The 14,335-nt window shown below is 69.1% G+C and carries 13 protein-coding genes; 3 read left to right on the top strand and 10 right to left on the bottom strand.

Annotated elements, in window-relative coordinates:
• Nucleotides 1–32: 32 nt before the first annotated feature.
• The 6 genes from MOQ72_RS18425 to MOQ72_RS18400 form a co-directional block, all read right to left on the bottom strand.
• Nucleotides 33–1,541 carry a serine/threonine-protein kinase gene (locus MOQ72_RS18425; protein ID WP_242185013.1) on the bottom strand — a complete coding sequence of 503 codons (1,509 nt, stop codon included), beginning with the start codon at nt 1,539–1,541 and terminating at the stop codon, nt 33–35.
• Nucleotides 1,542–1,747: 206 nt separating this feature from the next.
• Nucleotides 1,748–3,145 carry a serine/threonine-protein kinase gene (locus MOQ72_RS18420; RefSeq protein WP_242185011.1) on the bottom strand — a complete coding sequence of 466 codons (1,398 nt, stop codon included), beginning with the start codon at nt 3,143–3,145 and terminating at the stop codon, nt 1,748–1,750.
• A gap of 523 nt (nt 3,146–3,668) precedes the next feature.
• A complete protein-coding gene (locus MOQ72_RS18415; protein ID WP_242185009.1) occupies nt 3,669–4,418 on the bottom strand; it encodes a hypothetical protein in 750 nt (249 codons plus the stop codon).
• A 209-nt stretch (nt 4,419–4,627) separates the two neighbouring features.
• Nucleotides 4,628–5,557 carry a hypothetical protein gene (locus MOQ72_RS18410; RefSeq protein ID WP_242185008.1) on the bottom strand — a complete coding sequence of 310 codons (930 nt, stop codon included), beginning with the start codon at nt 5,555–5,557 and terminating at the stop codon, nt 4,628–4,630.
• 34 nt (nt 5,558–5,591) lie between these two features.
• Nucleotides 5,592–6,320, bottom strand: coding sequence for a PIG-L deacetylase family protein (locus tag MOQ72_RS18405; protein WP_242185007.1), 729 nt, complete (start codon nt 6,318–6,320; stop codon nt 5,592–5,594).
• A gap of 255 nt (nt 6,321–6,575) precedes the next feature.
• A complete protein-coding gene (locus tag MOQ72_RS18400) occupies nt 6,576–6,887 on the bottom strand; it encodes a hypothetical protein (RefSeq protein WP_242185006.1) in 312 nt (103 codons plus the stop codon).
• A gap of 181 nt (nt 6,888–7,068) precedes the next feature.
• Here MOQ72_RS18400 and MOQ72_RS18395 point away from each other — a divergent pair, with 181 nt between their 5' ends.
• On the top strand, nt 7,069–7,869 hold the full coding sequence (locus MOQ72_RS18395) for a 3-hydroxybutyrate dehydrogenase (protein ID WP_242185004.1): 801 nt from the start codon (nt 7,069–7,071) through the stop codon (nt 7,867–7,869).
• A 117-nt stretch (nt 7,870–7,986) separates the two neighbouring features.
• The gene (locus tag MOQ72_RS18390; RefSeq protein ID WP_242185002.1) at nt 7,987–9,303 is read left to right on the top strand and encodes an MFS transporter; all 1,317 of its coding nucleotides are present in this window, start codon (nt 7,987–7,989) and stop codon (nt 9,301–9,303) included.
• Between the two features lie 109 nt (nt 9,304–9,412).
• Here MOQ72_RS18390 and MOQ72_RS18385 read toward each other — a convergent pair whose 3' ends face one another.
• The 3 genes from MOQ72_RS18385 to MOQ72_RS18375 form a co-directional block, all read right to left on the bottom strand.
• Nucleotides 9,413–9,718 (bottom strand): chorismate mutase, encoded by a 306-nt coding sequence (locus MOQ72_RS18385; RefSeq protein ID WP_242185001.1) that lies wholly within the window; start codon nt 9,716–9,718, stop codon nt 9,413–9,415.
• A gap of 93 nt (nt 9,719–9,811) precedes the next feature.
• Nucleotides 9,812–10,057, bottom strand: coding sequence for a hypothetical protein (locus tag MOQ72_RS18380; protein WP_242185000.1), 246 nt, complete (start codon nt 10,055–10,057; stop codon nt 9,812–9,814).
• 60 nt (nt 10,058–10,117) lie between these two features.
• Nucleotides 10,118–10,804 carry a DedA family protein gene (locus MOQ72_RS18375; protein WP_242184999.1) on the bottom strand — a complete coding sequence of 229 codons (687 nt, stop codon included), beginning with the start codon at nt 10,802–10,804 and terminating at the stop codon, nt 10,118–10,120.
• Nucleotides 10,805–11,215: 411 nt separating this feature from the next.
• Between MOQ72_RS18375 and MOQ72_RS18370 the strand changes: the two genes are divergently transcribed.
• Nucleotides 11,216–13,702, top strand: coding sequence for a UvrD-helicase domain-containing protein (locus tag MOQ72_RS18370; RefSeq protein ID WP_242184998.1), 2,487 nt, complete (start codon nt 11,216–11,218; stop codon nt 13,700–13,702).
• Nucleotides 13,703–13,824: 122 nt separating this feature from the next.
• Here MOQ72_RS18370 and MOQ72_RS18365 read toward each other — a convergent pair whose 3' ends face one another.
• Nucleotides 13,825–14,259 carry a nucleotide triphosphate diphosphatase NUDT15 gene (locus MOQ72_RS18365; RefSeq protein WP_242184997.1) on the bottom strand — a complete coding sequence of 145 codons (435 nt, stop codon included), beginning with the start codon at nt 14,257–14,259 and terminating at the stop codon, nt 13,825–13,827.
• Nucleotides 14,260–14,335: the final 76 nt, after the last annotated feature.

The following is a 14,335-nucleotide window of genomic DNA, read 5'->3' as shown; positions in this document are numbered from 1 at the left end:
GCAACCGCTTTCGCACTCACGACTGCGACCCGTCAGCCGCGGCGGTCGGTGTTGATCAGCGGCTGGCCGTCCCGGGTGGTGACCATGCCCAGCACGTGCTGTTCGGTGATCTTGTTGTGGCCCTTGGTGAACTGCAGCGTCACGATGACGTTGTCACGGGCCTGCACCGGGTCACCGATGATCCGGACGTCGTCGATCGATTCCCAGAACGCCTCGTAGCGCTCCTTGCCCTGCGCCTGCAGGCTTGGCCCTAGCAACTGCCACGCTTCGTCCAACCGCTTCGGCACCAGCGAGTAGTACTCGCGCACCACCTGCACGATCTCGGCCTGGGACGGCTGCTTGACGCTGGGCGGTGCGCTGGTCTTGGTCGTCGTCGCGGCCGAGGACTTCGGCGTAGCCGATTCGGTCGGTGGTGCAGTGGACGGCGCTGCCGGAGGCTGCGGCGCGGCACTGGTCGGACTTGGTTGGCCCTGCGGTGATTCGTCGCCGAACGCGTTCGCGACCAGCACCCCGACCAGCACCGCGACCACGATCGCCACCACCCACAGCGCCGTCTGGCGGTAGTTGCGGCGCGGCGGCTCGGCCGACACGGCATCGCCGACCCGAGTGGGCGGGTTGGCAGCCGGTGGCGGGCCCATCCGCGTACCAGCCGGTGGAGTGCGCGTTTGCGCCGCCGGGGGGCGTTGCCAGCCGACGTTCGGCGAGGCGTTCGGGATCGGTCGCCCGTCGAGCACGGCCTGCAGCAGTTCGCGGGCCTGCGCCATGGTCGGCCGCTCGACCGGATCCGGCCGCAGCAGCTGCATCAGCGCCGGGGCCATCGGACCGGCTTGGCGCGGCGGCTCGATCTGCCCGCGTGCCACCCGGTGCAGCAGGCTGATCGCGTTCTCATCCACCCCGAACGGCGGCCCGCCCTCGATCGCCGCGTACAGCGTCGAGCCCAGCGAGAACACGTCGGAGGCCGGTGCCGGATCCCGCCCCAGCGCCACCTCCGGCGCCAGGTACGCGGGGGTACCGGCGAGGATGCCGCTCTTGGTGACCGCGACGTCCCCGATGGCCCTGGAAATGCCGAAGTCGGTGATCTTGGCGATGTCGTTGTCGCCGAGCAGGATGTTGCCCGGCTTGAGGTCGCGGTGCACGATGCCCGCCATGTGCGCCGCGGCGAGCGCGCCAGCCACCTGCACGCCGATCCGGGCCACCTGCAGCGGCGGCAGCACGCCCTGTTCGTCGATGACCGATGCCAGGCTCTGCGAGGGCAGATATTCCATGACCAGGACCGGCTGGCCCTCGTCCTCGGCGACGTCGAAGACGACGATCGCGTTCTGGTGCTGCAATCGGGCGGCGATGCGACCCTCGCGCATCGACCGCTGACGGGCTTCCTCGGTCTCTTCAGGGGTGTAGCCGGGCTGCAGCAGCAACTGCTTGACTGCGACCGTGCGGTGCAGGCGCTCGTCCACCGCCTGCCACACCACCCCCATGGCGCCGCTGCCGATCTGCTGCTGCAAGCGGTACCGGCCCGCGATCAAACGACCTTCGGCGCTCACCGGTGTCTCCTGGTACTGGCTGTGCCTACTTGGACAGTACTGACCGGACCCCCGTGGCCAGCTTTCACCCGACGGTGTGCAACGTTACTGGGCGTCTCGTACCCGGCCACACACCGGGGCCACCCATGCCCGAGAACACCGACGGCCGGGGCGCTCACCTCGCGGTGAATGCCCCGGCCGTAGAGCCTTCGCGACCGGAAGGATGCTCAGCCGCCCGCGTTGCCGGTCGCGGTCGAGGTCGGTTCCTCCACCGAGGACGTCGGTTCCTCCTCGGAGGAGGTCGGCGGCCTCGAAGTCGTCGTCGGTCGCGACGTGGTCGGCGGCCTCGAAGTGGTGGTGGGCGGGTTGGTCCGAGTCGTGGTCGGAGTGTCCCTGGTGCTCGTCGGAGTGTCCTCGCTGGTCGTCTCGACCGGGACCGGCGGCGCCTGGTTCACCGAGCTGCTCGGATTGCCGGTGTTGGTCGGCGGGGTAGTCCGGTTCATCAGCGCCGAGGTGACCAGCACCGCGATCACCGCGACCGCCACCAGTGCGATACCGGAGATCACCACCGGTCGCTTGCTCTTGCGCGGCCGCTCGTAGATCGCCGCGTCGCCACGGGTGTCGGAGCCCATGTAAGAGGTGGCGTCTTCGTACGCCTGCTCCGTGTACGGGTCCTCTTCGTAGTAGGCGACGGTCGTGCCGTCCGAACCGACGACGCTGGTCGGGGCCATGTCCGGCTGGCTGGACTCGGGGGCCAGCGCGGGCGGGATCGGTGCCGCCATGGTCGGGATCGATGTCACCGAACCGCCGTCGGCCACCGACTGCAGCATGTCGCGGACCTGCGCCATGTCCGGCCGGTCCTCGACCCGGTTGGCCATCATCGCCATCAGCGGCTGCGACATCGGTCCGGCCTGCTGCGGGGGCTCGATCCGCCCGGCCGCCACCGCGTGCAGCAGCGCGAGGGTGTTCTCGTTGAGCCCGAACGGCGGGCGGCCCTCGATCGCCGCGTACAGCGTGGCGCCGAGCGAGAAAACGTCGGAGGCGGGCGTCGGCTCCTGGCCCATCGCCACGTCGGGCGAGAGGTAGGCGGGCGTACCGGCGAGCATCCCGGTCTTGGTGACCTGGACGTCACCCTGCGCTCGGGAGATCCCGAAGTCGGTGATCTTCACCTGGCCGTTGTCGCCGAGCAGGATGTTGCCCGGCTTGATGTCGCGGTGCACGACACCGGCGGCGTGCGCGGCACCGAGCGCCGAGGCGACCTGCGCACCGATGCGCGCCACCTCGCGCGGCGGCAGCGGCCCGTGGTCGGACATCATCCCGGCCAAGCTGGTCGACGGCAGGTACTCCATGACCAGGACCGGCTGACCTTCGTCCTCAGCCACGTCGTAGACCGAGATGGCGTTCGGGTGCTGGAGCCGGGCCGCGATGCGGCCTTCCCGCATTGCCCGCTGCCGCGCTTCCTCGGCCTCACCCGGATCCAATCCGGGCTGCAGCAACAACTGCTTGACCGCGACCGTGCGGTGCAGGCGTTCGTCGACACACTCCCACACCACGCCCATCGCGCCACTGCCGATGCGTCGCTGCACTCGGTAGCGTCCGGCGACCAGGCGACCTTCGTCGCTCACCGACGTCTCCCCGTACTGCTATCGATGCCCAGCGGCCACCGCGAAACCCGGGGGAAGATGATCCCGGGCACGGTCCCACCGAACATCGGCGGATTAGGCGGACCGGCTCCGGCCCCCCGACTTGTACACGTTCTCAATGCGATTCGGGGTGAGGTGATGACCCGAACCGAACCGCGATTAGGGAGCCTAGCCGACGGCGTCTCGGCGTAGGCCCGAAGTCGAAAAGATCCGTACGACCCATTTCGACGGTACGCCGACGGTCGGTTTCCTCGGCCGAGCGGGATCCGTCTCACAGCCGTTTCCGCTGGTGACGTTGGTCCTACTGGGCGGTTGGCGGGGATCGCGGCAGCAGCCAACCGGTTGCGGAGCGCAACGAAGTTGGCGATGCCTGGTTCGTCCCGGTACTCGCCGAGGCCATTCGGCGGGCGCTCGTCGTTGCCGCATTGTTGTGAGAGCCCGCCTTTGCCGCTCGCGGTGCGGGACTTCGATACCACCGCCCGAGAGGTCGTCCCGCGAGTGCCGTTCACTGCGGCGGGACGTGCCGGGCGCTGAGCAATTCCGCACCGACGATCTGCGGATTGGTACCGGACTCGACGGTGAGCAACTGGCGCAGCACCACCCGGTGCCCATCCGGATAACCGGCCTCGACCTCCGCAAGCACTTCCCCGGCCGAGACGGCCCGCACCGACGGCTGCACCGTCTGGACCGCGTCCCACGCTTCGGCCAGCTGCGCCTGCTGCCCGGCGAGCAGTTCGGGGGCGACCAGGGAAGCCGCGGTCGTCGGGTCCTGCTCCAAGTCCCGGTAGAACTCGGTGACCACGTTGATCGCCGACTCGTCGCTACCGGCCGCCGGGTTCGCGGCGCTGCGCTCCGCGGCCTCCGGCGCCGCGTCGGTGGGTCCCGAGTCGGCCGCCGCGGCGAAGCCGCCGTTGGCGGTGAACGGCCAGCGGGCGTCCCGCACCAGGTCCGGTCGCAGCGCCAGGGCACCCTTGATCGGCGTGGCGGAAGACGCCTGGCGTGGTGTCCCGACCGGTTCCGCGATGATCATCCCGCTGGCGGCCGTGGCGCCGAGGAGCAGCAGGACCCCAAGCGTGCACAAGGCGATCCGGGTGCCCAGCGGCGGTGTGCTGTCCGTCGGCTCGGCGGTCCTGAGTAGCTGGTCGGCGAGCTGTTCGTGCTCGGGCGACATCGGCTGGCGTTTGATCAGCTCGGCCACGGTGACCGTGTCCGACGCGCTGCGGTCGCGTCGTCGGCTGGTCGAAGGATGCTCCACTGCGGCCCGTCCTCATGCGTGCGCCTGTTCGGTCGGAAGCGGCTCGTGTGACGTGACAGTGCTGCCGAGTTCGTCGGACTGCTCGATCCGCACGACGTCTTCGCGAACACGTACCTCGACAGAGCCCGGATCGAGAAGCCTTGCCGCGCAGTTCACTGGAAGAGATGGTCGGCAATGACTCGAACGGAGCAGTGGATCACGATGCGTGATCAGGAAATCCGCTCGTCCGAGGTGATCAGCGGGTCGCGGCCCATCTCGTACTGCAACTCCCGGCGCTCGGTCCGCACCGCGCCGTCCGCCCCGGTCAACCGAAGGGTGTGCACCGTGCTGAACGGCGTCACGTAGACGTCGACCACCTCGACAGAAGCGGCGTCCGAGTATCTGGCGGCGAACGATTCGTAGCCCTCCGCGCGCAGCGGCCCGGTGGTCAACGAGTAGGCGCTGCGCAGGTCGCCGCGCGCGATCGCGGCGTAGTACTCGTCGCCGCGCCGTTTGATCGCCTCGGTATCGGTGAGCGCCAGCGCGTACGGGGCCTCGGTGGTGCTCGCCGGACTGGTCGGCGTGCCGCTGGCGGTCGCCGACCCCGGCCCTCTGGGGGCCGGGCCGTGGATCGCGCTCGGCCGGTTCGCGATGTCCGGCACGGTCAGTGGCGGCAGCAGCTGCACTGAACCGGTCACCTGGACCGCCTCCGGTCGCGTCGGATCGCCGGTCAGGTAGTACGGATCGGGCTGCGGCAACGGCGGGTAGTCCCCGCCGCGCGGCATGCTCGGTAGTTCCAGGCCCTCGATCCGCGTCGAGTTGTCGGCCAGGAATGCGGTGACGAGCACCAGCCCGCCCAGTGCGGCGGCCGACGAGGCGATCGCGAACCACGCCGCCTGCCGCCAAGTGCGCGGCGGGGTGACCGAGGCCGGGACCATGCCCAGATCGAACTTGTGCAGGCCGCCGACCGGCATGGTGTCGACCAGCGGATCGGCCGCCAGCCCTCCGGCGGGCGCGGGCGGTGCGCTCGCGCGGGGTCGGGGTGTCGGCGTCCAGGTGGCCGCCGACCCGGTCCTGCGGTGCCGACCGTGCGCTGGCGGTGCCGGGCTGGGTGGCCAGTCGAGCTGGCCGCTCCAGCCGAGGGTTCTGCCGCTGTGCATCGGAGGTCTCGACTTTCTGCGACTCGCGGGGAGTTCACGACGTGTCGACTACGTGGAATGCCTCGGCCAGCCGACCGGGCATGCCGTGCCGGTCGGCGTTTCGGGCCAGATATCGCCGGATCATGCCCCTGAGATCGTCGAGATGACCGGTCTGCGACCGGTGCGCGGACAATGCGGCCAACTTCGCGTCGAAGTAATCGGTGACGTCGACGACGTGGTTGATCCGCTCTTCGGGTGATCCCGACATCCAGAGCTCGGCGACCGTCCACGGCTGCAGGTCCTGCTGCAGCAGTTCGGGATAGGCGAAGCCGTTGCGCGCATCCGGGTAGATCGCGGCCAGCGTGGCCTCGCCGACCGCGCGGTGGTCCGGGTGCGCTGTCGGGAGGTGCGTCCAGTTGATCTCCGGAGAATGGCTGACGACCCGGTCCGGACGAACCGCGCGGATCACTCTGGTGATGTCCCGCCGCAGTTGCAGGCTCGCCGTGACCTGCCCGTCCCGGTAACCGAGGAAGCGCACGTCGGTGACGCCGACCGCGGCAGCGGCAGCGCGCTGCTCCTCCTGCCGCAGGCGCGGCATGTCCGCCCGCGACACGTCACCGAAGCCGCCCGCACCACCTGCGGTGCACACGCAATAGGTGACCTGCACGCCTGTGGCGACCCAGGAGGCGACGGCGCCTGCGGCTCCGAAATCGACGTCATCGGGGTGCGCGGTGACCACGAGGACGCGCCGGACAACCAAGGACGCTTCCGGCGAAGTGGTCATGGTCACAGCCTAGGCTGTGTGCTCGGCAACTCCGGTGCGGGGTCGCGCAAACACGCACTGTGACTCGTTTGCGCTGGTCGGGCGCATTGGTTGAGCCAAACGGTCCTATTTCGATCCGCCTTGGGGACGATGCGTGTACCGCTGCCCGGCGATCCGGACCTCAAGCCGCTCCAAGTGGAGAACTGTCGATTTCGCGCGAAATCGGCCCCTCACGAGCAGGGTTCGACTCCCGTGCAGCCGCGCAACGACGAGTTCTCAGAACTCACCTTTGCGGAACTTGCTCTGGCTGGACTGGAGAGCCTTCAGCGAGGCGATGCCACCGCCACCACCGAGCAGCATCGCGAAGACGTCCGCGCCCCACGTGTCGCCGCTGCTGATCAGGAAGGCCAGCAGGGTCACGCCCAAGCCGACCCCGGCGATTGGGAACCGCTTCCGTGCGAAATCGACAGCTGGCTGGCCACCGGCGCGCTTCTTCGCCGCCGACGTCAGCATTGCGAGGTAACCCGCGTGTCCGGCTGCGGCGAGCACGGCGGCCAGCGTCACGAGGAAGGCCACTAGACTGAGCATGGCTCCAGTCTGCCCTGTCCGGGCGTTGCCCGGTATGGGTGATATCCCTGATGCCCGCCGCGCCGCGGACGTCGCCGCCATCGCGCGGAACAGGCATGCGTCCCAGTTGCGCCGCCGAGGCTGGAAAAGGTTGCGTTCGGCCCCTGGATTGGGACCGGACTCACGCCTAGGTTCTCAGGCTATGAGTGATCGCTCGGCCGAGTCGGTTGATACGAACTCCGCACGATCCCGCTCCGACGGCCCGGATCTGACTGGCAAGCGCGCCCTCGTCACTGGCGCGGCCAGCGGAATCGGGGCAGCAGTGGCCCGTCGACTGGCGGCGGTCGGAGCCGAAGTAATCGCCGTGGACCGAGCCGACGCGGTCGAGGCGGTCGCCGCCGAGATCGGCGCCGTGGCCCGCGTGGTCGACCTCGCCGATCTCGACGCCGCCGCCGAACTCGGTGACCGGGCGGACATCGTGGTCAACAACGCCGGTCTGCAGCACGTGGCGCCGATCCACCAGTTCCCGACCGACACCTTCAGCACGATGCTGCGGGTGATGGTGGAGGCGCCGTTCCGGATCGTGCGGGCCGCGCTGCCGGGCATGTACACCCGCGGCTGGGGGCGGATCATCAACATCTCGTCGGTGCACGGCTTACGGGCTTCGCCGTACAAGAGCGCCTACGTCACCGCCAAGCACGCGATCGAAGGTCTGTCCAAGACGATCGCCCTGGAGGGCGCGGCACACGGCGTGACGTCCAACTGCGTCTGCCCGGGTTTCGTCCGCACCCCGCTGGTGGAACGCCAGGTCGCCGAGCAGGCCGAGCTGCACCGGGTGCCCGAGGACCAGGTGGTCGAGGACGTCCTGCTGGCCCGCACACCGATCAAGCGCCTGGTGGAACCTGCCGAGGTCGCCGAACTCGCGGTGTGGCTGTGCGGCCCCGGCACCACCTCGATCACCGGGTCGTCGTTCCCGATGGACGGCGGCTGGACCGCGAACTGAACTTGCCCGCCCGCTCAACATGAACTGGCGCGGACCGGGAGGTCCGCCGAGCTCAACCGGCACCGCAAACCGACCAGTGCACCTTCCGATGGCAGCTCGGCAGGAGAGGACACCGCGATGAGCACCGAGTCAGTTCCGGCGAGATCATCCACATCACGTGTCGTGCTGGCGAGCCTGGTCGGCACCACCGTCGAGTGGTACGACTTCTTCCTCTACGGCTCGGCCGCCGCATTGGTGTTCAACCAGCTCTTCTTCCCGGCTGGCGATCCGCTCATCGGCACCCTGCTGGCGTTCATCACCTACGCGGTGGGGTTCGTGGCGCGACCGTTGGGCGGGTTGGTCTTCGGGCACTACGGCGACCGGCTCGGCCGCAAGAAGCTGCTGGTGCTGAGCCTGATCATGATGGGCGGCGCGACGTTCCTGATCGGTCTGCTGCCCACCTACGAGTCGATCGGCGTGGCCGCGCCGCTGCTGCTCACCGCGTTGCGGTTGGTGCAGGGCTTCGCGATCGGGGGCGAGTGGGGCGGCGCGGTGCTCATCGTCTCCGAGCACGGTTCGGCACGACACCGCGGGTTCTGGGCTTCCTGGCCGCAGGCGGGCGTGCCGTTGGGGAACCTGCTCGGCACGGCGGTGCTGGCCGTGCTGGCCGCGGTCCAGACCGATGAGGCGTTCCTGGCGTGGGGCTGGCGGGTGGCGTTCCTGCTGTCCGGGGTGCTCGTGCTGATCGGGCTGTGGGTGCGGCTGGCGGTGGCGGAATCGCCGCTGTTCCTGGAGGCCGCGAACAGGGCCGCCGAACGCGGCGAGCCGGACAAGGCGCCGATCACCGAGGTCCTCCGGCGGTACCGACGGGAGGTCGTCACCGCGATGGGCGCGCGGTTCGCGGAGAACGTCGTGTACTACGTGCTGACCTCGTTCGTGCTCACATACGTCGCGACCTTCCTGGAACTGCCGCGCGGTGTCGCGCTGAACGCGTCGCTGATCGCCGCGGTGGTGCACTTCATCAGCATTCCGCTGTGGGGCGCGCTTTCCGACCGGGTGGGTCGGCGGCCGGTGTACCTGCTGGGCGCGATCGGCACCGGGGTCTGGGCGTTCGTGTTCTTCGCGATGCTCGACACCAAGTCGTTCTTCGTGATCACCTTCGCGACCACGGTCGGTCTGGTGTTCCACGGCGCGATGTACGGCCCGCAGGCGGCCTTCTTCGCGGAGCTGTTCGGGACCCGAGTGCGGTATTCCGGCGCGTCGATCGGCTACCAGTTGGCCTCCATCGTCGCCGGCTCGCTGGCTCCGATCATCGCCACCGCGCTGCTGTCGGTCTCCGGCTCGTCGATCCCGATCTCGATCTACGTGGCGCTTTGCTCGGTGGTCACGATCGCCGCGGTGGTCTGGTCGCCGGAAACCCGGCAGCGCGACCTGGCCGCCGACCACGCGGTCTGAGCCGGGCCCGCTTCCCGCCCATCGCGGGCGCACGGCCCACCTGGGCGGAATTCGCCCAGGTGGGTGCCCACGCTCGCGGTCGGGCCGACAGCCCGGCTGCCGCGTCCGCTCAGCGGCCGAGGCGACCGCGGCCGAGGCGCAGCAGGATCATCGCGAGCTCGCGACCTTCCGGGCCGAGCTCGCGGTAGCGCGCGAGCACGTCCATCTCGCGGTTGTAGACGATGCGAGGTCCGCCAGCGGCCATCCGGGCTGCCCCGACCTGGCGGGAGACCTCGGCGCGGCGCTTGACCAGGCGCAGGATCTCGGCATCCAGGTAGTCGATCTCCTCGCGGAAGTTGCTGATGACCTCCGCGGCGGCCTGCTGCGCCGGGGCGGTCTCGGACTGCGGCTGGTCACCGTCCACAGTGGCGTTCATCGGGCGTTGTCCTCCGGCTCCAGCCCCGGCCCCAGCCCGGAACGCGCGAACGCCCCGAGTCCGAGGACTCCGGGGCGTCGTAGTGGTTTGAGCTCACGCAGCTACGGGCGCCGGAATCCCGGGCCCGTAGTAAAACTCGTAGGTCTGCGTTCGCACGTGGCCAGTTTGCCACAGCACGCACGGGTCGGCCATGAGGTGGGCCACTCTTCCCGAATAGTGGACGAAGAGGTTCGCCTGCACTGTCCGCGTGAGGGCGACGTGGAAGAACCCGCGGGCGGTCATTTCGGGCAGCCGGACGTGGCTGGCCTGGTTCGACCCGGTCGCGAAATCATCGATCACTAGTTCGAGTTAATCGCTTGCCAATGCTCCGGACCAGCGAGGATCTTGGTCGCATGACGATCAATTCTCTCGATGACCAGAACGACTTTCGACCGCGACAGGTGGGTCCTTCGGCGCCTGCTGCCCGGACTGCCGCCGAGCGCTGCGGATCACGGTGCCGATCGCTACAGCACCGCCCGCACAGGTCAGGCCCAACGCCGCCCAGCCGTAACCGACCACTCGTGCGGCCTCTCCGAGCGCCACCGCCAGGGCGGTCAGCACGGCCGCCCACAGCGTGGCGCCGATCGCCGCGAGTCCGAGGAATCGGCGGAACGGCAGCCGCAGAGTGCCCACCACGGCGGGCACCACCGCGTGCACCACCGCGATGAAACGCGTGGTGATCAGTGCTCGCGCACCGGTGTCGTGCACGATCGCCTCGGCCGCCTGCCATCGGCGCGTGCCGATCTTCCGTCCGGCCCAGGTGTTGCGGAGGCGGGGGCCGATCAGCCGACCGAGCCAGTAGCCGCCGGTCTGCCCGATCAGGTTGCCCAGCACAGCCGCGACGAACAGCGCCGGTGCCCACCGGGGGCCGAGCACGGCGGCGAGCATCAGCAGCGTCGCCTCACCAGGGATCAACAAGCCGATGAAGAGGGAGGTTTCCAATGACAGCAGGCCCAGCGCCAGCAGCACGCACAACCACGGGTTCAGCGTCGCCGCCCAGGAGATGAACTCCCGGATCGAGATGTCGATCTGGTTGATCAGATCCATGGGTTGACTCATTCCGTGGCAGGTGCGGGAGGTCGTGTTCACCGTCCTGGCCCGTGGCGCGCGGCGGATCGGGGTTAGTCCCTGGCTGATCCCGGAGTCGATGTCAGGGCGTGGTCGGGGGACCGCGGAGGTGTTGGAGATTGCGAGGCTGACAGCGCAGTGCACGTGACCGCGCGTTCGCGTCGGGCGGCGGCTCTCTGTCGTCCTGACAACTACCGCTGCGGGTTTTCAGAACTCGTCTCGCGAGGACAATCCAGGTGTGGTGGTTCGGACCCGCGCGGTGTCGGTGATCTGGTCGACATCAGCGGTGTGCGGAGGTCCACCGAGCACACTGCCCCGCAAGGCGATCTCGGACCCGGAACCCACCGGGATTCGGGTTTTGTCCGGGCCCGCCGGTAACGTGGAACAGCGATGAGCACCCCACTAAATCTCCAGTGGCACAGCGATCTCCCGCAGCACGGATCGGTGCAATCGGACGGATCCGGTCGCGCCGTGCGACCCGACCCGGATCCGGACGTCCTGCTGACCGGCCTGAACCCGCAGCAGCGCGACGCCGTGGTGCACACCGGCTCGCCGCTGCTGGTCGTGGCGGGTGCGGGTTCTGGCAAGACGCGGGTGCTGACCAACCGGATCGCCTACCTGCTCGCAAGTGGTGTGCATCCGGGCCAGATCATGGCGATCACCTTCACCAACAAGGCTGCGGCCGAGATGAAGGAACGCGTGGTGGACCTGGTCGGGCGCCGTGCCAACGTGATGTGGGTGTCGACGTTCCACTCGATGTGCGTCCGGGTGTTGCGCCGCGAGGCCAAGACACTGGGGCTGTCGTCGAACTTCTCGATCTACGACGCCGACGATTCACGGCGGCTGATCACCATGATCGCGCGGGAGCAGGACCTGGACTCCAAGCGCTACCCGGCGCGCACCCTCGCGGTGCACATCTCGAACCTGAAGAACGAGTTGCTGACCCCCGAGGTCGCCGCCGAGCAGGTCGGCAACGACATGGAGCGCAAGGTCGCCCAGGTCTACGCCGCCTACCAGCGTCGCCTCGTCGACTCCAACGCGATGGACTTCGACGACCTGATCATGCGTACGGTCGAGCTGCTGCGGGACCACCCTGCGGTGGCGGAGTACTACCGGCGGCGCTTCCGTCATGTGCTGGTCGACGAGTACCAGGACACCAACCACGCGCAGTACTCGTTGGTGCGCGAGCTGGTCGGCACCGAGGCGACTGACAGCGGCATCGAGCCTGGCGAGCTGTGCGTGGTCGGTGACGCAGACCAGTCGATCTACGCCTTCCGAGGCGCGACGATCCGCAACATCGAGGAGTTCGAGCGCGACTACCCGCAGGCCCGCACGATCCTGCTGGAGCAGAACTACCGCTCCACGCAGACGATCCTGTCCGCGGCCAACGCGGTGATCCGGCGCAACCCGAACCGCCGTGACAAGCGATTGTGGAGCGATGCCGGGGACGGTGACCCGATCGTCGGCTACGTGGCGGACAACGAGCACGACGAGTCGGCGTTCGTGGCGGGCGAGATCGACCGGCTGGTCGACGAGGGCGCCGCGACGTTCAACGACATCGCGGTGTTCTACCGGACCAACAACCAGTCGCGGGTGTTCGAAGAGGTTTTCATTCGGCTCGGGCTGCCGTACCGGGTCGTCGGTGGGGTTCGCTTCTACGAGCGCCGCGAGGTTCGGGATGCGCTGGCGTACCTGCGGGTGCTGGACAACCCGGACGACACGGTGAGCCTGCGCCGCATCCTCAACGTGCCCAAGCGCGGCATCGGGGACCGAGCGGAGGCCGTGGTCGCCGTGCACGCCGAGCAGGAGCGGATCACCTTCGCGGCGGCGCTGCGGCAGGCAGCGGCTGGCGAAGTCGCGCTGCTCAACCCCAGGTCACGGAAGGCCATCGCCGGGTTCGTCGCGCTGCTCGACGAGTTGCTGGAGGTGGCGGCGCAGGCCGATGTCGCCGAGATCCTGGAGACGGTGTTGGAGCGCACCGGCTACCGAGCCGAACTGGAAGCCAGCGACGACCCGCAGGACGCCACGCGGCTGGAGAACCTGACCGAGCTCGTCACGGTCGCGCGGGAGTTCACCGAGGCCCGCGCGGGTGTTGCCGGAGTCGGCGAGTCCAGCGCCGAGGTCGATCCGTCGGCGGAGGCAGTGGTCTCGGCGGTGGTACCGGCTGCCGAGGACGAGGAGGAGACGTCGCTCGGGCTGCCCGCCGACGATTCGCTGTCGGCGTTCCTGGAGCGCGTCTCGCTGGTGGCGGATGCGGACTCGCTGCCCGAGGCCGGGGACGGCGTGGTCACTCTGATGACCCTGCACACCGCGAAGGGCCTGGAGTTCCCAGTGGTGTTCTGCACCGGCTGGGAGGACGGCGTCTTCCCGCACCTGCGTGCACTGGGCGACCCGGCCGAGTTGGCCGAGGAACGGCGGCTGGCGTACGTGGGCATCACCCGCGCCCGGCAGCGGCTGTACCTGTCGCGGGCGTTGCTGCGGTCGGCGTGGGGTCAGCCGATGACCAACCCGGCCTCCCGGTTCCTCACCGAGATTCCGGACGAACTGCTGCACTGGCGGCGGATCGAGCCGGAGCGGGCCGCCCCGCAGGTGCGCAGCACGTGGGGCAGCCGAGGCGGTTTCGATCGCACCGGGTCGGATTCGGCGCAAGCCAAGCTGGCCGCGCAAGGCATGCGCAGCACCGGCATGAAGGGCTGGAAGGACACCGTCGCCATCAAACTCGAGGCTGGCGACCGGGTCACCCACGACAAGTACGGGCTGGGCACCGTGCTGTCGACTGAGGGCGAGGGGCCCCGAGCCACCGCGACGATCGATTTCGGCAGTTCGGGCACGGTCCGCCTGATGCTGATCGGCAGCGTCCCCCTGACCAAGCTCTGAACCGTGGTTTCGCGCGAAACCGTCATCCGCTCCCCGCGGAAAGCACCGGTTTCGCGCGAAAACCGCCACACCGCCGCCCGCCGCAGCGCGCGCGACAGGGAAAAGTCAGGTACTGACGACGCTCAACGAGATTCAGTCGGCGGTCGCCAGCCGTCGGCGATCAGCGCTTGAACCGGTCCGAACAGCGGGCTGGGCAGCGCGTCCCAGGCGTGCCAGCTCCAGCCTTCGAGCTTGTCCGGCTCCTGGACCGTCGGCTCGCCGCTAGCGATGACGAGGTGGTGCAGCGTGACGAAGTGCAGCCCTTCGGCGGCGAAAACATCGCTGGTCCAACCGATCGGCGTGACGGCGGTGGCGACCAGGCCGGTCTCCTCCGCCAGCTCGCGCGCGGTGGCGTGCTCCGGCGACTCCCCGGCGTCGACCTTGCCGCCGGGAAACGACCATTCCCCGGCGCCGTGGGCTCCCAACCGTCGCCCGAGCAACACCCGCCCGTCCCGCACCACGACCGCACTGGTCCCGACGAAGGGGCCCCGAAAAAGGTGATCGCTGCTGGATTCCACGAAACCAATCCTGGCAGACGCAAAGCACCTGCGGCGAGCGAGAGTTCCGCAGTCCAAAGAGGACTGATCGGGACCT

Origin of the sequence: Saccharopolyspora soli (assembly GCF_022678645.1) — a bacterium.
GTDB lineage: Bacteria > Actinomycetota > Actinomycetes > Mycobacteriales > Pseudonocardiaceae > Saccharopolyspora > Saccharopolyspora soli.
Note: the sequence above shows the minus strand (reverse complement) of the source record. Positions and strands in the feature narration are given on the sequence as shown.